We start from the raw sequence: 22,249 nt of genomic DNA on the forward strand, positions 1-22,249 counted from the left end.
GTCACTCCTTGACATAGGGTTTGCCGGCGGCCTTGGGGCCGACGACTCGGCCGGCCACGATCGCCACGGCGATGAGGGTCACCACGTACGGGGTCATCTGGATGAGGTCGGTCGGAATCTGCGATCCGGCTTGGCCGGCCCAGATGCGGAAGTTGCTGGCGAAGCCGAACAGGAGTGCCGCGATCGCCGCGCCCCACGGGTTCCACCGGCCGAGGATGACGGCGGCCAGGGCGATGAAGCCCTGCCCCGCGCTCATCTCGCGGACGAACGGGCCGACCGCACCGATGGTCAGCGATGCACCGCCGAGACCGGCGATGAGACCCGCGACACTGACGGTCCAGAATCGCCACACGTTCACTTTGATGCCGACGGTGTCAGCCGCCAGCGGATGCTCGCCGAGGGCGCGGATGCGCAGGCCCCAGGTCGTGCGGAACAGCACGAACCAGGTCAGCGGCACCAGGACGAACATGATGTAGGTCGTCAGCCGCTGATCGAAGAAGACCGGGCCGAGAACAGGGATGTCCGACAGAAGCGGGATCGCGATCCGCGGGAGGGTGCCGGGGTCGTTCAGCGCCGCGGAGTTGGCGCCGATCACCGCCGAGTAGAGGAAGTTCGTCACGGCGGTGACCAGGCCGATCAGCACGACACCGACCACCACCTGGTCGACCAGGTAGCTGATGGAGAACCAGGCCAGCACCATCGCGATCAGCGCGCCGGAGATCATCGCGGCACCGAGGGCGAGGATCTGGTTTCCCGTGACCGATGCCACCATCGCGGCCGTGCAGGCACCGGCGAGGAGCTGCCCTTCGATGGCGATGTTCACGATGCCGACACGCTCGCCGATGACCCCGGAGAGCGCGCCGAACACGATGGGGGTGGACAGGGCGATCGCGCCGGTGAGGAGGAAGACCACGGGCACCGATCCCCCCGCCCCGACCCAGGCGACGAGGGCGACGAGGAATCCGAGGCCGACGACGAGCGGGAACCAGACGCTCACCCGGCGACGGCGGGCGGCCAGTGCGAAAGCGCCCACGGCCGCGGCGACCGCGACGACCCCGGACACGACACCGGCCGCACGCGCGGTCGTGACGAACGGGGCGAGCTGGACGGCGTCGTCGCGTCCGGAAAGCTGGAACGCCACCGTCTCGTCATTGCCCAGCAGGCCGAACGCGATGAGAGTGATTGCGGCCAGCGCGCCGAGGAGGATCGGGGTGCGCCAGGCGCGGGGCGGGAGGGCGGTGGCAGGAGCGCTTTTCTCGGGAACGGCGACGGCGGTCATCACTCGTCTCCCTTCGCCTCGAGCTGCGGCTTTCGACCGGTGTTCAGCTCGGTCACTTCGCGCGGCGTCGGCAGGAACCGGAAGATGGCGCGCACCAGCGGCGGCGCGGCGATGAACAGCACGATGAGGCCCTGCACGACGCCGAGGATCTCCGGTGCGACATCGGCCAGCTGCATCGTGGGGCCGGCGGCACGCAGCATCCCGAACAGGATGCCGGCCAGCAGCACGCCGCCCGCCCGCGATCCGCCGAGCAGAGCCACGGTGATCGCGTCGAATCCGATGCCGGAGTCGATCGAGGGGCCGAAGTTGCCGTCGCGCCCCAGCGACTGGTTGATGCCCGCCAGGCCGATGAACAGGCCCGACAGCACCATCGCGACGATGTACATCCGCTTCACGTCGATGCCCGCCGTCCGCGCGGCGTCGGGGTTCAGCCCGACCATGCGCAGCCGGAAGCCCAACGACGAGCGCTCCATGAGCCACCAGTAGACGCCGACGGCCACGATGCAGAGGACGAAGCTCCAGCGGAGATCGAAGCCCGGACCGAAGATGCGGGAGAACACCGCGGTCGGGTCGGGGGGCCGCGTCGTCGGGTTGCTCCCCGACTCCATGTCGTGCAGCACCGGGGTGCGCATGAGGAACGTCGCGAACGACACCGCGATGTAGTTCATCATGATCGTGACGATCACTTCGTGGGCGCCCGTCGTCGCCTTGAGCACCCCCGCGATGCCGGCCCAGATCGCGGCGCCGACCAGCCCGAACAGCACCGCGACGACGAGGTGGATGCCGTAGGGCAGGTGCAGCTGGAACGAGGCCCACGCCGACCAGATCGCGGCCATGACCATCTGGCCCTGGCCACCGATGTTGAACAGGCCGGCGCGGAAGGTCAGCGCGACACCGAGGCCGGCGGCGATGAGGGGGCCGGCGAAGCGGAGCGACTCCAGGAGGGGCCGGAACGCCCGCTCGGGGGACTCGGCGGAGAAGTTGTAGACCGATCCCCGGAAGAGCGCCGCGTAGGCGTTCCCGACCGCACGCCCGGCCTCCCCGAGGAAGTCCGTCGGGCGGGAGAAGAAATACGGCAGCGTGCGACCGACATCTTCGTTCGTGAAGATGATGAGCACCGAAGCCACGATGAGCGACAGCACGATCGCGGCGATCGTGCGGACGATGCCGCCGGAGGCGATGTCGCGAAGCACGTCGCCGAGCGTCGGGCGGCTCCCCGGGGGCGGATCCGGCGTGATGACGTCGGTCTGCGGCTGGGTCATTCGTGCACTCCTGCCATCAGGCGGCCGAGCCGCTCCCGAGGCGTGTCGGCGGGAACGATGTCGATGATGGCGCCCCGGTACATCACGGCGATGCGGTCGGCGAGGGCGACGACTTCGTCGAGCTCGGTCGAGATGATGAGGACGGGAATGCCCGAGTCGCGGATCTCCACGATCCGCTCGTGGATGAACTCGATGGACCCCACGTCCACGCCCCGGGTGGGCTGCGAGGCCACGAACAGTTTGAGGTCGCGTCCGAGCTCGCGGGCGAGCACCACTTTCTGCTGGTTGCCGCCGGAGAGGCGCCCGACCAGGACGCCGCGGTGCGGGGTGCGGATGTCGAACTCCTCGATGGCCTCGTCGGCGAAGCGGTCGCGTTCGGCGAAGTCGATCGCGGGGCCCTTCGTGAAGGGGCCGGAGAACGATCGGTCGAGCATCAGGTTCTCCGCCACGGAGAACTCCGCGACCAGCCCGTCCACCTTCCGGTCCTCCGGGACGAACCCGACGCCGCTGTCGAGCACGTGTCGCACGTGGGCGGAGGAGAGTTCCTCCCCGTCGAGGCGGATGCTCCCCTGCATCTTGTCGCGGAGACCGACGAGAGCCTCGGTGAGTTCGGTCTGCCCGTTTCCCTGTACGCCGGCCACGGCGAGCACTTCGCCGGCGCGGATGGTGAAGGAGACGTCGTCCAGGAGCCGCTCGCCGGCGGGCCCGAACAGGGTGAGGTTCTCCACGACCAGCGCTTCCGCGCCGAGCTTCGGCGGATCCTTGTGGACGGTCAGCCCGACCGCGCGCCCCACCATGAGGGCGGCCAGTTCGTCGGTGGATGCGCTGGGGGCGGCCGACCCGACGACCTTGCCGAGCCGGATGACCGTGATGGTGTCGGCGACCGCGCGCACCTCGCGGAGCTTGTGCGTGATGAAGACGATGGAGGTGCCGCCGTCGGCCAGGCGACGCATCGTCGCCATCAACTCGTCGGTCTCCTGGGGGGTGAGCACCGCGGTGGGCTCGTCAAGGACGAGCACACGGGCGTCCCGCGCGAGCGCTTTGATGATCTCGACGCGCTGCTGGGCGCCCACGGGCAGGTCACCCACGACGGCGTCCGGGTCGAGTTCGAAGCCGAACCGGTCGGAGATCTCGCGCACGCGCCGGCGCGCCTCGGCGAGGTCGAGCACTCCGCCACGGCTGGGCTCGTGGCCGAGGATCACGTTCTCGGCCACGGTGAACACAGGGATGAGCATGAAGTGCTGATGCACCATTCCGATGCCGGCGGCCATGGCCCGGCCCGGTCCGGAGAAGTGCTGGGGGACGCCGTCGAGAAGGATCTCGCCCTCGTCGGGCTGGTAGAGCCCGAAAAGCACGTTCATGAGGGTGGACTTCCCGGCGCCGTTCTCACCGAGGAGCGCGTGGATCTCGCCGGCTTCGACCACCAGGTCGATGCCATCGTTGGCCACCAGCGGTCCGAACCGCTTCGTGATCCCGCGGAGTTCGAGTTTCATGGTGCGACCCATCCTGCCGGAACCGGCTCGAAACGGCACACGCCGAGGCGGACTGTGCCGCCCCGGCGTGTGCCAGGGGTGTGACTGTGCCAGGGATGGGACGAAGGATCAGGGGCCGGCGAGCGGGTCGATCGACCCGTCGATGATGCCTGCCCTGATCTCTTCGAGCCGGTCCTTCACTTCCTGCGGGATCTCGCTGTCGAACACACCGAAGTCGCTCAGCGTGGTGCCGTCGTTCGCGAGCGTGCCGACGTACGGGTCAGCGGTGAACTCGTCGCTCTCGATGATCGTCGTGATGACCTCGAGGACGGCCTGAGTCATGCGCTTCTCCACCGAGGTGAGCGTGATGTCGGCGAGCTCGGGCTGAGTGACGGCGATGTCCTTGTCGACACCGAGCATGACGCCCGACCCTGCCTCGCGGATAGCCTCGGCGGTCGCGGTGAAGAGGCTGCCTGCGACAGGGAAGATGACATCCGCGCCGGCGGCGAGCTGCCCCTGCGAGATGGTCTGGGCCACACCGGTGTTCGCGAAGTCGCCCACGAAGTCACCGGTGTTGGCTGCCGGGTCCCAGCCGACGATGGTGATCGGCGTACCGGTCTCCTCCTCGTAGTACTTCGCCCCGTTGTAGTAACCGGTCATGAAGGAGGTGACGGAGTCGATCTGGTCGCCACCGTAGGTACCGATGATCTTGCTGGTGGAGAACGCCGCGGCGAGATAGCCGGCGAGGAAGCTCGACTCCTGCATCGCGTAGGTGATCGGCTTGAGGTTCTCCTGGCCCTGGTTCCACCCGTCGATCCACACGATGCGGGCCTCGGGGTTGGCCTCGGCGAAGTCGAAGATGACGTCGTTGATGGAGAAGTTGAAGCCGACCGCGAAGGTCACGTCGCACCCGGCGTCGACCATCTGCGTGAGGTTCGGGGTGAAGTCCTCTTCGCTGTTGGACTCGGCGTCGGCGATCTCGATGCCGAGGTCGGATTCCGCATCGAGCAGGCCCTGGTAGGCCGACTCGTTGAAGCTCTTATCGTTCCAGCTGCCCTCGTCGGACACGGCGCAGGCGAGGAAGTCGCTGTCCTCTGCGGAGCCGCCACCCTCCTCGGGAGCCGGTGCGCACGCCGACAGCAGCAGGCCGGCGGCTCCGATGAACGCCATGGTGGCGAAAGTCCGCTTACGGGTGGGTGCAGTCACTGCAGTCCTCTCTGAACAGGTTCGGGCGCGGAAAACCGCAGCGCCCGGCCGGGATATTTCTGAACGTTACGTCGGATGGCGCGAGACCACCCACTCTGGTCGGCCCTCAGGCCCGAAGAGTTACCAAGTTGCGATGCTTCGAGGCCGTCAGAGCACGTCGCCGCGCCCGGTGAGCTTGAGGGCGTCGACGACGCCCTTGACGCGCTGGGCGTGCTCGCTCGTGGTCACCAGCAGCGCGTCGGCGGTGTCGACCACCACGATGTCCTGCACGCCGATGAGGCTGATGATCCGTTCGGTCTGCGACACCACGATCCCGCTGGAGGCGTCGGCCAGCACCCGGGCATGGCTGCCCAGGATCGCCAGCTCGTTCTTGCCCCCGTGGGAGTTGAGCTTGGCCAGGCTCGCGAAGTCGCCGACGTCGTCCCAGTCGAAGTGACCGGGGATGACGGCGAGGCGGCCCTTCTCCGCGGCCGGCTCGGCGACGGCGTAGTCGATGGCGATCTTCTTCAGTGTCGGCCACACCCGGTCAACGACCGGACCGCGGCGGTCGCGGTCATCCCACGCCTCCGCCAGTTCCAGGAGCCCGGCGTGCAGTTCGGGCTCGTTCGCGGCGAGCTCGGCCAGGAGCACGTCGGCGCGGGTGATGAACATGCCCGCGTTCCACAGGTAGTTGCGGTCGGCGAAGTAGCCGCGCGCGGTCTCCAGGTCGGGCTTCTCCACGAAGCGCTCCACCATTGCCGCTTCGGGTGAGCCGTCGACGTCGAGTTCACCGTCCTTGCGGATGTAGCCGAAGCCGACCGACGGTTCGCTGGGCTGGATGCCGATCGTGCAGATGTAGCCGGCGCGGGCGACGGCCACGGCCTGCTGGACGGCGAACTCGAACGTGCGCGTTCCGCGGATGACGTGGTCGGCGGCGAACGAACCGATGATGACATCCGGCTCTCGACGGTGCAGGATCGCCGCGGCCAGACCGATGGCCGCCGACGAGTCACGGGGCTCGGACTCGAGGAAGACGTTGTGGTCGGGGATACCGGGCAGTTCGTTCTCCACCGCCGCGCGGTGGGCGCGCCCGGTGACCACGGCGATGCGGTCACGACCTGCCAGCGGCTCCAGCCGGTCCCAGGTGGCGCGCAGGAGCGTCTGGCCGGACCCCGTCAGGTCGTGGAGGAATTTCGGCGCCTCCGCGCGCGAGAGCGGCCACAGCCGGCTGCCGATGCCGCCGGCGGGAATGACGGCGTAGAAGTCGTCGATGGGATCGTGGGACATGCGAACAGGCTAGCCGCGCGCGGGCTGGCGGCAGGTGTCGGACGGATGACCGTCGTGGAACGGGGCATCCGCGGCCCCGCCGGATATCTCGATATCGAGACAGTAAGGTCGGCCTAATCCCCGGAATTACGCCCCCGGTCGTAGGATGATCCCGCGCCCGTGTGACGCAGAAGCCATTGGCGCTTCTCGGGGCAACGGACCGCCCGCTCAGCCGTGTTCGATCAGGGAGGACGATGGTGTCTGCACCAGCGCGCATCACGCCGACGGTGGCCGAGACCACCTCGAAGGTTCCACGCGGGACGCTGTACCGCGGCCGCGAAGGCATGTGGTCGTGGGTTCTGCACCGCATCACCGGCGTCGCCATCTTCTTCTTCCTGCTCGTCCACATCCTCGACACCGCGCTCATCCGCGTCTCGCCCGAGGCGTACGACGCGGTCATCGGGACGTACAAGAACCCGGTGATGGGCCTCGGCGAGGTGGCCCTCGTCGGAGCGATCGCGTACCACGCGTACAACGGGATCCGCATCATCCTCGTGGACTTCTGGGGCTGGGCGACGCGCCACCAGCGTCAGCTGTGGTGGATCGTCCTGGGCGTCTGGGCCGTGACGATGCTCGGGTTCACCCCCCGGCACCTCATCAATGTCTTCGCCAACGTGGGAGGGGGGCACTGATGACCGCCCAGATCGCTTCGACGGTGCCGGCACCGCGCACCCGCAACAAGGGCTCGAACCTGGAGAAGTGGGGCTGGGTGTACATGCGCGCCTCCGGCGTGCTCCTGGTCGTCCTCATCTTCGGGCACCTGTTCGTCAACCTCATGACCGGCGACGGCATCCACCAGATCGACTTCGCCTTCGTCGTCGGCAAGTTCGCCTCGCCGTTCTGGCAGTGGTGGGACGTGCTGATGCTGTGGCTGGCCATGATCCACGGCGCCAACGGCATGCGCACGATCGTGAACGACTACGTCGCCTCCCCCACCGTGCGTCGCGTGCTGGTGTGGGCGCTGTGGCTGTCGGCGGGTCTCCTGATCCTGCTCGGCACTCTCGTGGTCTTCACCTTCGACCCCTGCATCGGCGTGACCGAATCCAGCTCCCTGTGGGACATGTGCCAGGCCGCCTGACCTTCCGACCGAACCAGTAGAGGCATCATTCCGTGAGCACCCAGACCAGCGCTGATTCCGTCGTCCGCGACGGCGTGCACTACCACCAGTTCGACATCGTCATCGTCGGCGCCGGCGGCGCCGGCATGCGCGCGGCGATCGAGGCGGGCCCGGGCGCGAAGACCGCGGTCATCTCCAAGCTCTACCCGACCCGGTCGCACACCGGTGCGGCGCAGGGCGGCATGGCCGCCGCGCTCGCGAACGTCGAAGAGGACTCCTGGGAGTGGCACACCTTCGACACGGTCAAGGGCGGCGACTACCTCGTCGACCAGGATGCGGCGGAGATCCTCGCGAAGGAGGCCATCGACGCGGTCATCGACCTCGAGAACATGGGCCTCCCCTTCAACCGCACCCCCGAGGGGAAGATCGATCAGCGCCGCTTCGGCGGCCACACCGCCGACCACGGCAAGACCCCCGTCCGACGCGCCTGCTACGCGGCGGACCGCACCGGCCACATGATCCTGCAGACGCTCTTCCAGAACTGCGTCAGGCTCGGCATCAACTTCTTCAACGAGTTCTACGTGCTCGACCTCATCACGGTGAAGGATGCCGACGGCGGCACCCAGGTCGCCGGCGTGGTCGCGTACGAGCTGGCCACCGGCGACCTGCACGTCTTCCAGTCCAAGGCCGTGATCTTCGCCACCGGCGGGTTCGGCAAGATCTTCAAGACGACCTCGAACGCCCACACCCTCACCGGAGACGGCGTCGGGATCGTGTGGCGCAAGGGCCTGCCGCTGGAGGACATGGAGTTCTTCCAGTTCCACCCGACCGGCCTCGCGGGGCTCGGCATCCTCCTCACCGAGGGCGCCCGCGGAGAGGGCGCGATCCTGCGCAACGCCAGCGGCGAGCGCTTCATGGAGCGATACGCCCCCACGATCAAAGACCTGGCCCCGCGTGACATCGTCGCGCGATGCATGGTGCAGGAGGTCGCGGAGGGCCGCGGCGCCGGCCCCCACCGCGACTACGTGCTGCTGGACTGCACGCACCTGGGCGCCGAGGTGCTGGAGACGAAGCTCCCCGACATCACCGAGTTCGCCCGCACCTACCTCGGCGTCGACCCGGTGGTGGAGCCGGTGCCGGTGATGCCCACGGCGCACTACGCGATGGGCGGCATCCCCACCAACAACAACGCCGAGGTGCTGAGCAACAACACCACCGTCGTCCCGGGCCTGTACGCCGCCGGGGAGTGCGCGTGCGTGTCCGTCCACGGCTCCAACCGGCTCGGTACCAACTCGCTGCTGGACATCAACGTCTTCGGCAAGCGCGCCGGCCGCAACGCCGTCGAGTACGTCCAGACCGCCGACTTCGTCGCGCTCCCGGAGGATCCCACCCGCGAGATCCGCGAGCTGATCGAGCGGATGCGGGTCAACCCCGGCACGGAGCGGATCTCCGTGCTGCGCAAGACGCTGCAGGACGAGATGGACAAGGGAGCTCAGGTGTTCCGCACCGAAGAGTCCCTCGCCCACGTGCTCGACGTCATCGCCGACCTTCGCGAGCGCTACCTCAACGTGCACGTCGACGACAAGGGCAGGCGCTACAACACCGACCTGCTCGAGGCTGTGGAACTCGGGTTCCTCCTCGATCTCGCCGAGGTCGTGGTCTACGCCGCGCAGAACCGCAAGGAGAGCCGTGGCGGGCACATGCGCGACGACTACCCCAAGCGGGACGACGAGAACTACATGCAGCACACCATGGCCTACCTGACGGGCGACCCCCACTCGTCGCATCCGGCCGACCACATCGAGCTCGGCTGGAAGCCCGTGGTGATCACCCGCTACCAGCCGATGGAGAGGAAGTACTGAGCATGGCCACTGCCACCATCGACACCGCACGGGATTCGCAGAGCGTCGAGCAGGCGCCCGAGTCCACCGGCGTCCAGTCGTTCCTGGTCACCTTCAACATCCGCCGGTTCGACCCGGAGGTCGACGCGGAACCGCGCTGGGTCGACTACGACGTCGAGCTGTACCCCACCGACCGTGTGCTGGACGCCCTGCACAAGATCAAGTGGGAGGTCGACGGGTCGCTCGCCTTCCGCCGGTCGTGCGCCCATGGCATCTGCGGCTCGGACGCGATGCGCATCAACGGCCGCAACCGCCTCGCCTGCAAGACGCTGATCAAGGACCTCGACATCTCGCAGCCGATCTACGTCGAGGCCATCAAGGGTCTCCCCCTGGAGAAGGACCTCATCGTCGACATGGAGCCGTTCTTCGCCTCCTACCGCGACGTGCAGCCGTTCCTCATCGCGAACTCCAAGCCGGAGGCCGGCAAGGAGCGCATCCAGTCGATCGTCGACCGCGAGGTCTTCGACGACACCACCAAGTGCATCCTGTGCGCCGCGTGCACGTCGTCGTGCCCCGTGTTCTGGACCGACGGGCAGTACTTCGGCCCGGCCGCGATCGTCAACGCGCACCGCTTCATCTTCGACTCGCGCGATGACGCCGCGGATGTGCGCCTGGACATCCTCAACGACAAAGAGGGCGTCTGGCGCTGCCGCACGACCTTCAACTGCACCGAGGCGTGCCCCCGCGGCATCGAGGTCACGAAGGCCATCGCCGAGGTCAAGCAGGCCGTCCTCAGCGGTCGGCGCTGAGAACCGACGCATCGCGCGCTGACGGCCCCGGACGCTGATCCGGGGCCGTCAGCGTGTCCGGGCGCGGATGCTGATCCCGGGTCCGTGCGCGCGCCCGGGCGCGGATGCTGATCCCGGGTCCGTGCGCGCCCGGGCGCGCACCGGGGATGCCTCGCCCCGCGCGATGGCGGCCTCGATACCCTGTTCGCGTGACCGAGACTCCGCCCCCGCGCCGCCGCAGGCCCGACCCCGGGCCGTTTCCGGCGGCGTCCGCCGGCGCGGTGCCCACCGGCGCGGACGCCGCGGGTGATCGCCGCGGCGAGCTCCGCGAGCGTCTCGACGTACCTCTCGAACGCGCGGGCGAGATCACGCGGCGAACCCTCGAGTGGTTCCCCGTCCGCGTGTGGCGCCACTTCCTGCAGCACAACGGGTTCCTCCTGGCCGCGGGCATCTCGTATCAATCGCTGTTCGCGATCTTCAGCGTCATCTACCTGGCGTTCGCGGCGGTGGGCGTCTGGCTCGGCGACAGCCGGCGCGCCGTGAGCGCCCTCGTCGACCTCATCGATCGCTACATCCCCGAACTCATCAGCGAGACCGGGCTGATCACCCCCGAGCAGGTGCAGCAGATCGCATCCGGAAGCAGCAGGCTGTTCACGGCGACCGGCGTCGTGGCGCTCGTCGCCGTGATCTGGACGGCGATCGGCTTCGTCACCTACGCGCGCCGCGCCGTCCGGGACACCTTCGGACTGCCCTTCGATCGCCGCAGCTACCTGCTCCTGAAGGCGCGCGACCTCCTCGCGGCCCTTCTGTTCGGGCTCGCACTCATCACCGGCGCCGCCCTGAGCTCCATCACCACCGGCGCCGTGGACCTGCTCTTCTCGCTCCTGGGACGCACGAGCGATTCGGTGGGCGCCCAGGTCGTCACCCGCGGGCTGTCGCTCGTGGTCGCGTTCGGGGTGAACACGCTCGCCCTCGCGGCGCTGTTCCGCTTTCTCACCGGCACGTCGCTCCGCTGGCGACGGATCTGGCCCGGCGCGCTCCTGGGCGGGGGCGCGATCGTGGTGCTGCAGATCGGGGCAGGATTCGTCTTCGTCTACACCCCGTCCAACCCGCTCCTGGCGACCTTCGCCATCTTCATCGGCTTCCTCCTCTGGTTCCGTCTGAACGGCATCGTGATCCTCGTCGCCGCCGCGTGGATCGCCGTGGCCGCCGCCGACCACGGGGAGTCGCTCGAAAGCGAACGAGACGAGCGGGCGGACGAGCGCGCCGCCCTGCTGGTCGCCGCCCGGGTCCGGCTGCGGGAGGCGCGTCAGAAGGCGCAGACGGCGCCGTGGTACGCGCGCCGAGCCGCGCGGCGCCGGGTCGCCGAGGCCGAGGCGGCTGTCTCCGATGCCGAGCGGAACGCCGCGTCCCTCCCCCGCTCCGCTCTCCCCTGGGACTGACGCGGGCGAGACCCTCCCGGCCGACCGGGGGCGATCATCCCGGCGGACGCGTCAGCACGCAGAGGCGCGACCCGCCGATGTCGGGGCGCGCGGTTAGGCTCGGGAGGTGCCCCGCCGCGTCCGCATCGTGTCCATCAACGTCAACGGCATCCGTGCTGCCGCCCGCAAGGGTATGAGCGAGTGGCTCGACGAGGCCGACGCCGACATCCTCGCGATCCAGGAGGTGCGCGCCACCCAGGACGAACTGCGATCCGCGCTCCCGGGGTGGGAGGTCGTGAACGACGAGGCACTCGCCAAGGGCCGCGCCGGGGTCGCCATCGCGAGCCGGCTGCCGTCCGTCCAGATGCGCACCGTCCTCGGGCCCGAGCCGCTGGATTCCGCGGGCCGGTGGATCGAAGCCGACTTCGACATCGACGGCGAGAGCATCGCGATCGTCAGTGCGTACGTGCACACCGGTGAGGCCGACACCCCTCGGCAGGACGCCAAGTGGGCCTTCCTGGACGCGATGGAACGACGGATGCCGCAGCTCGAGGCGGAGCATCCGCTGGCCCTCATCATGGGAGACCTCAACGTCGGGCACCGCGAGCTGGACATCCGCAATTGGAAGGGCAACGTCAAGAAGGCCGGCTTCCTCCCGCGCGAGCGCGCGTACTTCGACCGCTTCCTCGGCGACGCGGGAGCCACGGTGACCGGCGCCGACGGCAGCGTCGGCACGGGCCTCGGATGGGTCGACATCGGCCGCCGCCACGCCGGCGACGTCGACGGTCCGTACACGTGGTGGTCGATGCGCGGGCGCGCGTTCGACAACGACTCCGGGTGGCGCATCGACTACCACCTCGCCACCCCCGCCCTGGCCGAGCGCGTCGCGGACTACCGCGTCGTGCGCGCCCCGTCCTGGGACACGCGCTGGAGCGACCACGCGCCGGTCATCGCCGACTACACGCTCGGCCGCTGACCCCCTCTTAACCCCTGGTGCCCCGGCTCGGCTCGGCCGGTCCTCCGCTGCCGTCGCCGGATGCGGAGATCGTCGCCGGGTTCGGACGGTTCAGGGCGCAGCATCCGCACGTGTCGTCCTCCCCCGAACCCGCGGACCGGCAGGGGCCGCATCGCCCGCCGGTAGAATCGGTGAGTGACCAAACCCCGTCTCTACTCCGGCATGCAGCCCTCCGCCGACTCGCTCCAGATCGGCAACTACATCGGGGCGCTCATGCAGTGGCGAGACCTGCAGGAGTCGTACGACGCCTTCTTCTCCGTCGTCGACCTGCACGCGCTGACCCAGCCGAACGACCCGTCGGAGCTGCGCGCGAAGACCCGCCGCACCGCCGCACAGTACATCGCCGCGGGCATCGAACCGTCGCGATCGACGCTCTACGTGCAGTCGCACGTTCCCGCGCACGCCGAGCTGGCCTGGGTGCTGTCGACCATCACGGGGTTCGGTGAGGCCGGCCGGATGACGCAGTTCAAGGACAAGTCCGCCCGGTACGGCACGGACGGAACGAACGTCGGGTTGTTCACCTACCCGGTGCTCATGGCCGCGGACATCCTGCTCTACCAGACCGACGTCGTTCCCGTCGGCGACGACCAGAAGCAGCACATCGAGCTCACGCGCGACCTCGCCGAGCGGTTCAACGCCCGCTACGGCGAGACCTTCACGGTGCCGACGCCGGTGATCCAGCGCGACACCGCGCGCATCTTCGACCTGCAGAATCCGACGGCGAAGATGTCGAAGTCGGCCGAGTCGGATGCGGGGACCCTGTGGCTGCTGGATGAGCCGTCGGTGACCTCGAAGAAGATCATGCGGGCCGTGACCGACAGCGAGGGCAGCGTGCGCTTCGACCGCGAGGCCAAGCCGGGCGTGTCGAATCTCCTCGTGATCTATGCCGCACTCACCGGACGTCAGATTCCCGCGATCGAGGACGAGTACGCCGGCCGCGGCTACGGCGACTTCAAGAAGGGCCTCGCCGAGGTCGTCGTGAACGAGTTCGCGCCGGTGCGTGAGCGCGCACTGTCGATGCTCGACGACCCCGCCGAGCTCGACCGGGTGCTTGCGGAGAACGCGGGCCGGGCAGCATCCGTCGCCGACGGCACCCTCTCCGCCGTCTACGACCGCCTGGGCCTCCTCCGCCGCGCCTGACCCTCCCCCCGCCGCGCCAGAGCGTGCCCGCCGGCTCTCGCGCCGCCCGCCACGCCGCGCCCGCTCCCCGTGCCGAATTCAGTCTTGTTCACCCACCCCGCGTCGGTGAGGCCCGGAACTCCGGGACGCCAGTGCGGGCCGGGGCAAACCAGACTGAGTTAGTGCCACCGCGTGCGCCACCGCGCGTGCCGACGCGCGTGCCACCGTGTCAGCCGACGCGCCGACAGGTGCGGAATTCAGCCGTGCGCTGCGAGCAGGCCTCGGATAGCGGCGAGGACGAGTTCCGGTTCGTCGAAGATCTGAGATGCGGTCACTCGCAACGGCGTATATCCGAGAGCGGCGAGCAACAGATCGCGGCGCCGGTCCCGCATCTGGGCATCCCAATCCGAGTGGTGAGCGCGACTGTCGCATTCGATGACGAGCCATCCATCGATGACGAAGTCGACCCGGCCGACCCCGCGCACGACGACCTGTGGCTCGACCCGACAACCAAGCCCACGCAGCATCAGGCGCAGGAAGCTCTCCGATCCGGATTCGCAGCGACCATCCACGAGAGGAATCAGCACGGCGTATCGCTGGGGAAGACGGCGGAACACCTCGGGGAGGTCGCCGAGGAAAATGAGCCCCAAGTGAAGCGCGCTGTCGAGAGTGGCGACGGCAGCGCGTGGCGTCTGGCAGAGCACGCTGTGTGCCAGAGCGTCGAGAATCGACACGACCGCTGCCTGGCCGGGCTGCTCGCCGAGCGGCGCCCAATGCAGGCGCACGCCCCGCTGAGCTCGGTGCTCCAAACGGCGGAAGCGATCGTGCGGCGAGCGCATCCTGCTCGACCCTGGCGTGATGTGCACATGCAGGACCCGGTTGACGAGCACGAACACCCCGAGCGACGCGAGCAGGGACAGACACGTCAGCCGTCCGCCGACGCGGACCGCACGCACGACGGCCTCCGGGGTATCACCGGGGACGTAGTGGTCACGTCGCGCGCGGATCAAGCTCCCGGCGGTGACAGCTCGGTCGATCTCGCGGCGGCTCAGTCCGCTCGACATCAACTCGGCACGGTGCGCGAATGCGACGGTCATCGGTCGACTGTCGCTCCGGTGGCCTCCCGTTGACGGACGGCGGCCGGATCTGTGGATCAGTTCCCCGGGTTGGGGTGCTGTGCAGAGCGGCCGCACCTCGCCCAAGTCGTACCGTATTCAGTCTCAGTCGCGTGTCGCCCACCAGGTCGTCGCGGGATCGTGCGGTTTGTCCGCACTTCGCCGGCCAACGGGACTGAGTACGGTACGGAGACGGCGGCGGCGCATCCGGAAGCGGCGACGCGTCCAGAAGTAGGGTGGCGGGCATGGAACCGGTGACCCTGAGGAGCCCGCGGACGGTGCTCTTGCCACCGACCGAGCACGACGTCGAGGCGATCTTCCGGGCGTGCCAGGATGCGGACATCCAGCGCTACACGGCGGTGCCCTCGCCGTACCTGCCCGAGCACGCCGAGGCCTTCGTCGCCGCCGTTCCCGGACGGTGGGCCGACGGGATCGAGGCCACCTGGGCCATCCGCGACGGCGACACGCTCGCCGGGATGCTGAGCCTTCACCGGCAGACCGGCGGCGGACAGGAGATCGGCTTCTGGATGTGTCGGACCTCTCGCGGGCGCGGGTTCCTCGCCGAGGCGGCCGGCGCCGCCGTCGATTGGGGTTTCGCGAGCGACGGACTGGGCGCCGCGCGCATCGAGTGGCGTGCCGTCGTCGGCAACCGCGCCTCGGCGCGCGTGGCGCAGCGCCTCGGGTTCCGCTATGAGGGCACCCTGCGTCAGGCGATGTCGAACGCCTTCGGCCGCGACGACGTGTGGATCGCCGGCCTGCTCCCGCGGGACGACCGCGCACCGCAGCCGTGGAGCGTTCTCGGCGACTGAGTCGCGATCCGTGGCAGGATGACCGCATGCCGGAGATGCCCGAGGTGCAGGGGCTCGTCGACTACCTCCGCGGACGGGTGGTCGGCCGCACGATCACGCGGGCGACGGTGTCGGCGATCTCGGCGCTGAAGACGTACGACCCGCCGATCACCGATCTGCAGGGCGCGGCCGTGAGCGGCGTGGAGCGCCACGGGAAGTTCCTCGACGTCGCGACCGACGGCGGCGCTCACCTCGTCTTCCACCTCGCCAAGGCCGGCTGGCTGCGCTGGTACGACACCCTCCCGTCGACACTGATCAAGCCGGGGAAGTCGCCGATCGCCCTGCGCGTCGCGTTCGACGACGCCTCCGGGTTCGACCTGACCGAGGCCGGCACGAAAAAGTCGCTCGCCGTCTACGTGGTGCGCGACGTCGCCGACGTGCCGGGCATCGCCCGGCTCGGTCCCGATCCCCTCGACCCCGCCTTCACGCGCGACACGCTCGCCGGCCTCCTCACCGGGCGTCGCACGCAGATCAAGGGTGTGCTGCGCGATCAGTCGGTGATCGCGGGCGTCGGCAACGCGTACTCCGACGAGATCCTGCACGCGGCGAAGATGTCACCGTACGCCCTGGCCTCCACCCTGGACGACGCCGAGATCGACCGGCTGTTCGCGGCCATGACCGCCACCCTCGCCGAAGCGTTGGACGAAGCATCCGGCAAACCACCCGCCGACCTGAAGGACGCGAAGCGCCGCGGCATGCGCGTCCACGGCCGGCGCGGCCAGACGTGCCCGGTGTGCGGCGACGAGGTGCGGAGCGTCTTCTTCGCCGACAACTCCCTGGAGTACTGCCCGACCTGCCAGACCGGCGGCAAGATCCTCGCCGATCGGCGACTCTCGCGCCTGCTGAAGTGACCCCGGATGCAGCGACGGACCGGGGAATGCCCGGCCAGGCTCTGCGTTCGTTAGTATCGAGAACATCAACGTGCTCCGGGGTCGGTGAGAATCCGAACCGGCGGTGACAGTCCGCGAGCCCGACCCCCGCCTTCGGGCGGAGGTCGAAGCCGATCCGGTGAAAATCCGGAACCGACGGTGATGCGACGGTCCGCCGTCGCGAGTCCGGATGGGAGGCGCACGGTCGGCGCACCGCGCCGCCCTGCCGCAACGACCCCGGACCGGACCGGAGGATCGACATGGCGGACGACGCGGAACGCGAGGCGATGCGCCGTGCGCTCGCCCTCGCCGCGCGCGGACCCGTCGGCGTCAACCCGCAGGTGGGCGCGGTCATCCTCTCCCCCGGCGGCGACGTGATCGCCGAAGGGTGGCACCGGGGGGCCGGCACCGCGCACGCGGAGGTCGACGCGCTGTCGAAGCTCGCCCCCGGCGCCGCGCGCGGCGCCACCGCGATCGTCACCCTCGAGCCGTGCAACCACACCGGACGGACGGGTCCCTGCGCGCTCGCACTCCTGGAGGCCGGCGTCGCCCGCGTGGTCTACGCCCTCGACGATCCGAACCAGGTCGCGGCCGGCGGTGCCGCACGCCTCCGCGCCGGCGGCGTGTCGGTGGAGGGCGGGGTGGGAGCCGACGAGGCGCGGGCGCTGCTCGACGGCTGGCTGACGGTGCAGCGGCTGGGACGCCCCTTCGTGACCGTGAAGTGGGCGCAGAGCCTAGACGGCCGTGCGGCGGCACCGGATGGTACGAGCCAGTGGATCACGGGCGCCGACGCACGGGCCGACGTGCACCGTCGCCGCGCCGAGGCCGACGCGATCCTGGTGGGAACCGGGACGGTCCTCGCCGACGACCCCGCCCTCACCGCCCGTCGCCCGGACGGGACCCTGTACGAGCACCAGCCGATCCCCGTCGTGCTCGGCGACCGCCGGGTTCCCGAGGATGCTGCGCTGCGCCGCCATCCGCGGCAGCTCATCCAGAGGTCGGGGAGCGACCTGCTCTCGGTGCTGGCCGAACTGCGCGACCTCGGCGCTCAGCGCGTCTTCGTCGAGGGCGGCCCCACGATCGCGAGCGCCTTCCTGCGCGAGAACCTCGTCGACGAGGTACTCGCCTATGTGGCCCCGACCCTCATCGGCCACGGCGCCGACGGCACCGACCGCCCCGCGCTGGGGCGCCTCGGAGTCGATACGATCACGCAGCAACGGCGCCTCGCGGTGTCGTCCGTCCAGGCCCTCGGCCACGACCTGCTGATCACCGCACGACCTGTCACCGAAGGAGACGCCTGATGTTCACCGGAATCGTCGAAGAGCTCGGAACCCTCACGGCGGTCGAGCCGTCCGGCGACGGCGTCCGGCTGACCGTGCGCGCCCCGCTGGCGGTGACGGATGCGGCGCACGGCGACTCGATCGCGGTGAGCGGCGTATGCCTGACGGTCGTGGACCAGGGTCCTGATTGGTTCGCCGCCGACGTCATGAAGCAGACCCTGGACATGTCGACTCTCGCCGGTGCCGAGCCCGGCCGTACGGTCAACCTCGAGCGGGCCACGGCCGCTCACGGGCGCCTGGGCGGGCACATCGTCCAGGGGCACATCGACGGCACCGGAACGGTCGTCGAGGTGCGCCCCGGCGACCGCTGGCAAGTGGTGCGGATCGCCATCCCCGCCCACCTCGCCCCGCTCGTCGTGGACAAGGGGTCGATCGCGATCGACGGCGTCTCGCTCACCGTCAGCGGCGTGAGCCCGGCCGACGCCGCCGACCCGTGGCTCGAGGTCTCCCTCATCCCGGAGACCCTGACGGCCACGACCCTGGGCGACGCCGCCGTCGGCGACCCCGTCAACCTCGAAACCGACATCCTCGCGCGCCACGTGCAGAGACTCCTCGCCTTCCCCACAACCCCCGAAGGACGCTCACGATGAGCCTTGCCACCATCCCCGAAGCTCTCGACGCGCTGCGCGCCGGCCGCCCCGTCATCGTCGCCGATGACGAGGACCGCGAGAACGAGGGCGACGTCATCCTCTCCGCCGAGCTCGCCACCCCGGAGTGGATCGCCTGGACCATCCGCTGGTCCAGCGGGTTCCTGTGCGCACCGATGCCCGCCGACTGGGCCGACCGCCTCGACCTGCCGCCGATGGTCGCGGTGAACGAGGACGCCCGGGGTACCGCATACACCGTGAGCGTCGACGCATCCGGTCGCAACAGCACGGGCATCAGCGCGTCGGACCGGGCACACACCCTCAACGTGCTGGCCGACCCGGAGTCAGTCCCGGGCAGCCTCATCCGACCCGGTCACGTCCTGCCGCTGCGTGCGGTGGACGGCGGCGTACGCGAACGCAGCGGCCACACCGAAGCCGCCGTCGAACTGATGCGACTCGCCGGCCTGCAGCCGGTGGGCGCGATCGCCGAGGTCGTCGCCGAGGACGGCTCGATGATGCGGCTCCCCGGGCTCCTCGAGCTCGGCGAGCGCAGCGGCATCCCGGTCATCACGATCGAGCAGCTCATCGGGTACCTGGACGAGCAGTCTCCCCTCCCCCCGAAAGTCGCCGCCGAGCGGCACACGCGCCGGGTCAGCCTCCGCGCAGAGGCCCACGTGCCCACCTCGCACGGCAGCTTCCGCTTCCTGGCGTACAAGGACCGCGTGACCGGCACCGATCACCTCGCCGTCGTCTCGGGTGACCTCAGCGACGATGCGCCGCTCGTGCGGGTGCACTCCGAGTGCCTCACCGGCGAGGCGTTCGGGTCGCTCAAGTGCGAGTGCGGCCCGCAGCTGGAAGCCGCCCTGGATGCCATCGAACAGGATGGCGGGGTCGTGGTGTACATGCGCGGGCACGAGGGCCGCGGCATCGGGCTCATCAACAAGCTGCGCGCGTACAGCCTGCAGGAGCAGGGCCTGGACACGGTCGATGCCAACCTCGCCCTGGGTCTTCCCGCCGATGCGCGCGACTACGCCGCGGCTGCGGGCATCCTCGCCGACCTCGGGGTGAGCCGCTTGCGGCTGATGACCAACAACACCGACAAGGTCTCTCAGCTGCGCGAACTGGGGCTGGACGTCACCGAGCAGGTGCCGTTGCTGGTGGGAGTCGGGCCGAACAACCACCAGTACCTCGAGACCAAGCGCGACCGCATGGGCCACCTCATCGCCGAGGCCGACCTGGCCGATGCGCTGAAGCAGATGAAGGAAGGGGCCGAAGCATGAGCGGCAAAGGAGCACCCGAGGCCGGGAGCGTCGACGCGAGCGACCTGACCGTCGTCGTCGTGGCCGGCACCTGGCACGACGTCATCACCGACGGGCTCATCGCCGGTGCCCGGCGCGTCCTGGATGCGTCGGGGGCGTCGTGGCAGCTCGTGCGGGTGCCCGGCTCGTTCGAGCTGGCGGTCGCTGCGAAAGTCGCCCTGGACGCCGGCGCCGACGCCGTCGTCGCCCTCGGGGTCATCATCCGGGGCGGCACCCCGCACTTCGAGTACGTCTCCTCGGCCACCACGGACGGGCTGACGCGCGTCGCCCTCGACACCGGCCGCCCCATCGGCTTCGGGGTCTTGACGCTCGACGACGAGCAGCAGGGTCTGGACCGTGCCGGTCTTCCCGGCTCGAAGGAGGACAAGGGCGCCGAGGCCGCGGACGCGGCGCTGCGCACGGCACTCGTCCTCCGCGACCTGCGCACCTGACCCCAGCCCGCTCGTCCGCCCGGCGGAGCGCCGCTGAGGCCTGCCTTCCTGGCGGGCGAGGATGCCGCGCCCTACGGTGAAGGACATGGAGACCCTGCGCAACATCGTCGTCCTCGTCCACCTCGTCGGGTTCGCGACCCTGTTCGGCGCCTGGGTCGTCGAAGCCGTCGCGCGGCGCATCCGGTTCACCCGGATCATGGACTGGGGCCTCGCGATCGCCGGGGTCGCCGGCCTGATCCTCGCAGCACCCTGGGGAATCGAGGGCGAGCTGAACTACGTGAAGCTCGGCGTCAAGCTCCTCATCCTCGTCGTGATCGGCGCGCTCCTGGGGATGGGTTCGGTGCGACAGCGCCGCACCGGGTCGCTCCCCCCGGTGATGTTCTGGCTGGTCGGGGTCCTCACCCTGACGAACGCGGCCATCGCGCTGCTGTGGTGACTTCCGTCGCATAGTATCTGGGGGTCCCTCGCGTCCCCCCGACAGGAGCTTCATGACCTCCCCCACCTCTGCTCCCCCCGCCCCCGCCAACCCCCGCTCGCGTGTCATCACTGCGAGCCTGGTGGGAACGACCATCGAGTTCTACGACTTCTACGTCTACGCGACCGCCGCGGTTCTGGTCTTCCCGGTCCTGTTCTTCCCGACCGGCGACGAGACCACCTCGCTGCTGTCCTCCTTCGCCGTGTTCGGCGCCGCCATGGTCGCCCGCCCCATCGGCGCTGTGGTCTTCGGGCATTTCGGCGACCGGTTCGGTCGCAAGGCCACCCTCGTCGCGTCGCTCCTGACGATGGGCATCGCGACCTTCATCATCGGCCTGCTGCCCACCTACAACGACATCGGCTGGTGGGCGGCGCTCATCCTGCTGTTCCTCCGTCTCGCGCAGGGCTTCGCCCTGGGCGGCGAGTGGTCGGGCGCGGCCCTCGTGGCCACGGAGAACGCGCCGGCGGGCAAGCGTGCCTGGTACGGCACGTTCCCGCAGCTGGGTGCGCCCATCGGGTTCATCATCGCCAACACCGTCTTCCTCGTGATCAACTTCGCCCTCCCCCACCCCGACGGCCCGGCGCAGCGCTCCGAGGAGTTCCTGGCGTGGGGATGGCGCGTGCCGTTCCTCTTCTCGGCCGTCATGGTGATCATCGGCCTGTGGGTGCGCCTCAAGCTCGTGGAGTCTGAGACGTTCGCGCGTGCGGAGAAGACCGGGGCGCTGCGGAAGTTCCCGCTCGGGGAGGTGGTGCGCCAGCACTGGCGCCAGCTCGTCCTCGGCACGTTCATCATGCTCGCCACGTACGTGCTCTTCTACCTCATGACGAGCTTCACACTCTCCTACGGCACGAAGGCGACCACCGACGCTGCTCAGGCGACGGCGGATGCGGCGGGTGAACCCTTCGATGCGGCCGCCTACGTCCCCGGGCTCGGCTTCGGGTACACCGACTTCGTGACCATGCAGATCATCGGAGTCGTGTTCTTCGGCGTCTTCACGCTGCTGTCGGGTCCGGTGGCCGACGCCATCGGCCGCCGCAAGCTGCTGCTGTGGGTGACGGGAGCGATCGCCGTGTTCGGCGTGGCGTTCAACGTCTTCCTGATGCCGCAGGCCGACCCGAAGTTCACGGGCGCGCTCATCCAGGCCTTCCTCATCCTCGGCTTCCTGCTGATGGGCCTCACCTTCGGTCCGATGGGCGCGGTGCTCCCGGAGCTGTTCCCCACGAACGTGCGCTACACCGGCTCGGCGATCTCGTACAACGTCGCCTCGATCCTCGGCGCCGCGGTGGCACCGCTCATCGCGGTCGCGCTGTGGGCCGCTGCCGACGGCGAACCGTGGCTGGTCGGGCTGTACCTCACGGGCTCGGCGGTACTGACCTTCATCGCGCTTGCGCTGTCGAAGGAGACCAAGGACGTCGACTACGACGAGAACATCGGCGTGGGAGCCACGGGCTCGCTCTGACACGGCCGAAACGGATGCCGCGGGGCTTCGGCTCCGCGGCA

Annotated in this window: 21 protein-coding genes and 1 riboswitch; of the genes, 15 read left to right on the forward strand and 6 right to left on the reverse strand. The window is 69.6% G+C overall.

The features are described from left to right. Position 1 precedes the first annotated feature (1 nt). The 5 genes from AC2DGY_RS12005 to AC2DGY_RS12025 form a co-directional block, all read right to left on the reverse strand. A complete protein-coding gene (locus tag AC2DGY_RS12005) occupies positions 2 to 1,279 on the reverse strand; it encodes an ABC transporter permease (RefSeq protein ID WP_484509918.1) in 1,278 nt (425 codons plus the stop codon). Then, the gene (locus AC2DGY_RS12010) at positions 1,279 to 2,541 is read right to left on the reverse strand and encodes an ABC transporter permease (RefSeq protein ID WP_484509919.1); all 1,263 of its coding nucleotides are present in this window, start codon (positions 2,539 to 2,541) and stop codon (positions 1,279 to 1,281) included. Before AC2DGY_RS12010 ends, AC2DGY_RS12005 begins: the two co-directional genes overlap by 1 nt. Further along, a complete protein-coding gene (locus tag AC2DGY_RS12015) occupies positions 2,538 to 4,034 on the reverse strand; it encodes an ABC transporter ATP-binding protein (RefSeq protein ID WP_484509920.1) in 1,497 nt (498 codons plus the stop codon). Before AC2DGY_RS12015 ends, AC2DGY_RS12010 begins: the two co-directional genes overlap by 4 nt. A gap of 108 nt (positions 4,035 to 4,142) precedes the next feature. Continuing rightward, entirely contained in the window at positions 4,143 to 5,219 is a 1,077-nt protein-coding gene (locus AC2DGY_RS12020; RefSeq protein ID WP_484509921.1) for a BMP family lipoprotein, read from the reverse strand. Positions 5,220 to 5,366: 147 nt separating this feature from the next. Then, positions 5,367 to 6,485, reverse strand: a complete 1,119-nt coding sequence (locus tag AC2DGY_RS12025; protein ID WP_484509922.1) for a mannose-1-phosphate guanylyltransferase — start codon at positions 6,483 to 6,485, stop codon at positions 5,367 to 5,369. 233 nt (positions 6,486 to 6,718) lie between these two features. On the opposite strand from AC2DGY_RS12025, the gene sdhC reads away from it, so the two are divergent. The 7 genes from sdhC (at position 6,719) to trpS (ending at position 13,786) form a co-directional block, all read left to right on the forward strand. Further along, complete coding sequence (gene sdhC, locus AC2DGY_RS12030; RefSeq protein WP_484509923.1) at positions 6,719 to 7,156, forward strand: succinate dehydrogenase, cytochrome b556 subunit; 438 nt, start codon at positions 6,719 to 6,721, stop codon at positions 7,154 to 7,156. Then, positions 7,156 to 7,602 carry a succinate dehydrogenase hydrophobic membrane anchor subunit gene (locus tag AC2DGY_RS12035; RefSeq protein ID WP_484509924.1) on the forward strand — a complete coding sequence of 149 codons (447 nt, stop codon included), beginning with the start codon at positions 7,156 to 7,158 and terminating at the stop codon, positions 7,600 to 7,602. The genes sdhC and AC2DGY_RS12035 overlap by 1 nt, the downstream gene beginning before the upstream one ends. A 32-nt stretch (positions 7,603 to 7,634) precedes the next feature. Continuing rightward, a complete protein-coding gene (gene sdhA / locus AC2DGY_RS12040) occupies positions 7,635 to 9,443 on the forward strand; it encodes a succinate dehydrogenase flavoprotein subunit (protein ID WP_484509925.1) in 1,809 nt (602 codons plus the stop codon). A 2-nt stretch (positions 9,444 to 9,445) separates the two neighbouring features. Beyond that, positions 9,446 to 10,231, forward strand: a complete 786-nt coding sequence (locus tag AC2DGY_RS12045; protein WP_484509926.1) for a succinate dehydrogenase iron-sulfur subunit — start codon at positions 9,446 to 9,448, stop codon at positions 10,229 to 10,231. Positions 10,232 to 10,419: 188 nt separating this feature from the next. Beyond that, the gene (locus tag AC2DGY_RS12050) at positions 10,420 to 11,652 is read left to right on the forward strand and encodes a YihY/virulence factor BrkB family protein (RefSeq protein WP_484509927.1); all 1,233 of its coding nucleotides are present in this window, start codon (positions 10,420 to 10,422) and stop codon (positions 11,650 to 11,652) included. 106 nt (positions 11,653 to 11,758) lie between these two features. Next, complete coding sequence (locus AC2DGY_RS12055; RefSeq protein WP_484509928.1) at positions 11,759 to 12,607, forward strand: exodeoxyribonuclease III; 849 nt, start codon at positions 11,759 to 11,761, stop codon at positions 12,605 to 12,607. A gap of 174 nt (positions 12,608 to 12,781) precedes the next feature. Then, a complete protein-coding gene (gene trpS, locus AC2DGY_RS12060; protein ID WP_484509929.1) occupies positions 12,782 to 13,786 on the forward strand; it encodes a tryptophan--tRNA ligase in 1,005 nt (334 codons plus the stop codon). Between the two features lie 236 nt (positions 13,787 to 14,022). Here the strand turns inward: trpS and AC2DGY_RS12065 are convergent, their stop codons facing one another. Continuing rightward, a complete protein-coding gene (locus tag AC2DGY_RS12065; protein WP_484509930.1) occupies positions 14,023 to 14,862 on the reverse strand; it encodes an endonuclease domain-containing protein in 840 nt (279 codons plus the stop codon). A gap of 263 nt (positions 14,863 to 15,125) precedes the next feature. On the opposite strand from AC2DGY_RS12065, the gene AC2DGY_RS12070 reads away from it, so the two are divergent. The 8 genes from AC2DGY_RS12070 (at position 15,126) to AC2DGY_RS12105 (ending at position 22,208) form a co-directional block, all read left to right on the forward strand. Continuing rightward, on the forward strand, positions 15,126 to 15,689 hold the full coding sequence (locus tag AC2DGY_RS12070; RefSeq protein WP_484509931.1) for a GNAT family N-acetyltransferase: 564 nt from the start codon (positions 15,126 to 15,128) through the stop codon (positions 15,687 to 15,689). Positions 15,690 to 15,715: 26 nt separating this feature from the next. Then, positions 15,716 to 16,579, forward strand: coding sequence for an Fpg/Nei family DNA glycosylase (locus tag AC2DGY_RS12075; protein ID WP_484509932.1), 864 nt, complete (start codon positions 15,716 to 15,718; stop codon positions 16,577 to 16,579). Positions 16,580 to 16,646: 67 nt separating this feature from the next. Further along, positions 16,647 to 16,803: riboswitch (FMN riboswitch) on the forward strand. A 54-nt stretch (positions 16,804 to 16,857) separates the two neighbouring features. Next, entirely contained in the window at positions 16,858 to 17,898 is a 1,041-nt protein-coding gene (gene ribD, locus AC2DGY_RS12080; protein WP_484509933.1) for a bifunctional diaminohydroxyphosphoribosylaminopyrimidine deaminase/5-amino-6-(5-phosphoribosylamino)uracil reductase RibD, read from the forward strand. Beyond that, positions 17,898 to 18,527 (forward strand): riboflavin synthase, encoded by a 630-nt coding sequence (locus tag AC2DGY_RS12085; protein ID WP_484509934.1) that lies wholly within the window; start codon positions 17,898 to 17,900, stop codon positions 18,525 to 18,527. Before ribD ends, AC2DGY_RS12085 begins: the two co-directional genes overlap by 1 nt. Then, entirely contained in the window at positions 18,524 to 19,804 is a 1,281-nt protein-coding gene (gene ribA, locus AC2DGY_RS12090) for a GTP cyclohydrolase II (protein ID WP_484509935.1), read from the forward strand. The genes AC2DGY_RS12085 and ribA overlap by 4 nt, the downstream gene beginning before the upstream one ends. Further along, positions 19,801 to 20,274 carry a 6,7-dimethyl-8-ribityllumazine synthase gene (gene ribH, locus AC2DGY_RS12095; RefSeq protein ID WP_484509936.1) on the forward strand — a complete coding sequence of 158 codons (474 nt, stop codon included), beginning with the start codon at positions 19,801 to 19,803 and terminating at the stop codon, positions 20,272 to 20,274. The genes ribA and ribH overlap by 4 nt, the downstream gene beginning before the upstream one ends. An 85-nt stretch (positions 20,275 to 20,359) precedes the next feature. Beyond that, positions 20,360 to 20,710, forward strand: coding sequence for a Fe-S protein (locus AC2DGY_RS12100; protein ID WP_484509937.1), 351 nt, complete (start codon positions 20,360 to 20,362; stop codon positions 20,708 to 20,710). A 52-nt stretch (positions 20,711 to 20,762) separates the two neighbouring features. Further along, positions 20,763 to 22,208, forward strand: coding sequence for an MFS transporter (locus AC2DGY_RS12105; protein WP_484509938.1), 1,446 nt, complete (start codon positions 20,763 to 20,765; stop codon positions 22,206 to 22,208). Positions 22,209 to 22,249 lie beyond the last annotated feature (41 nt).

It is taken from the genome of Microbacterium sp. Z6_144 (assembly GCF_057197625.1).

Excerpts from the sequence above, each read along its gene's own strand:
- sdhC (WP_484509923.1), top strand. The coding sequence starts at position 6,719 with ATGGTGTCTGCACCAGCGCGCATCACGCCGACGGTGGCCGAGACCACC.
- AC2DGY_RS12045 (WP_484509926.1), top strand. The coding sequence starts at position 9,446 with ATGGCCACTGCCACCATCGACACCGCACGGGATTCGCAGAGCGTCGAG.
- AC2DGY_RS12065 (WP_484509930.1), bottom strand. The coding sequence starts at position 14,862 with ATGACCGTCGCATTCGCGCACCGTGCCGAGTTGATGTCGAGCGGACTG.
- AC2DGY_RS12070 (WP_484509931.1), top strand. The coding sequence starts at position 15,126 with ATGGAACCGGTGACCCTGAGGAGCCCGCGGACGGTGCTCTTGCCACCG.
- AC2DGY_RS12010 (WP_484509919.1), bottom strand. The coding sequence starts at position 2,541 with ATGACCCAGCCGCAGACCGACGTCATCACGCCGGATCCGCCCCCGGGG.
- AC2DGY_RS12075 (WP_484509932.1), top strand. The coding sequence starts at position 15,716 with ATGCCGGAGATGCCCGAGGTGCAGGGGCTCGTCGACTACCTCCGCGGA.
- AC2DGY_RS12100 (WP_484509937.1), top strand. The coding sequence starts at position 20,360 with ATGGAGACCCTGCGCAACATCGTCGTCCTCGTCCACCTCGTCGGGTTC.
- AC2DGY_RS12015 (WP_484509920.1), bottom strand. The coding sequence starts at position 4,034 with ATGAAACTCGAACTCCGCGGGATCACGAAGCGGTTCGGACCGCTGGTG.
- AC2DGY_RS12005 (WP_484509918.1), bottom strand. The coding sequence starts at position 1,279 with ATGACCGCCGTCGCCGTTCCCGAGAAAAGCGCTCCTGCCACCGCCCTC.
- AC2DGY_RS12105 (WP_484509938.1), top strand. The coding sequence starts at position 20,763 with ATGACCTCCCCCACCTCTGCTCCCCCCGCCCCCGCCAACCCCCGCTCG.
- AC2DGY_RS12035 (WP_484509924.1), top strand. The coding sequence starts at position 7,156 with ATGACCGCCCAGATCGCTTCGACGGTGCCGGCACCGCGCACCCGCAAC.
- ribD (WP_484509933.1), top strand. The coding sequence starts at position 16,858 with ATGGCGGACGACGCGGAACGCGAGGCGATGCGCCGTGCGCTCGCCCTC.
- AC2DGY_RS12085 (WP_484509934.1), top strand. The coding sequence starts at position 17,898 with ATGTTCACCGGAATCGTCGAAGAGCTCGGAACCCTCACGGCGGTCGAG.
- ribA (WP_484509935.1), top strand. The coding sequence starts at position 18,524 with ATGAGCCTTGCCACCATCCCCGAAGCTCTCGACGCGCTGCGCGCCGGC.
- ribH (WP_484509936.1), top strand. The coding sequence starts at position 19,801 with ATGAGCGGCAAAGGAGCACCCGAGGCCGGGAGCGTCGACGCGAGCGAC.
- AC2DGY_RS12025 (WP_484509922.1), bottom strand. The coding sequence starts at position 6,485 with ATGTCCCACGATCCCATCGACGACTTCTACGCCGTCATTCCCGCCGGC.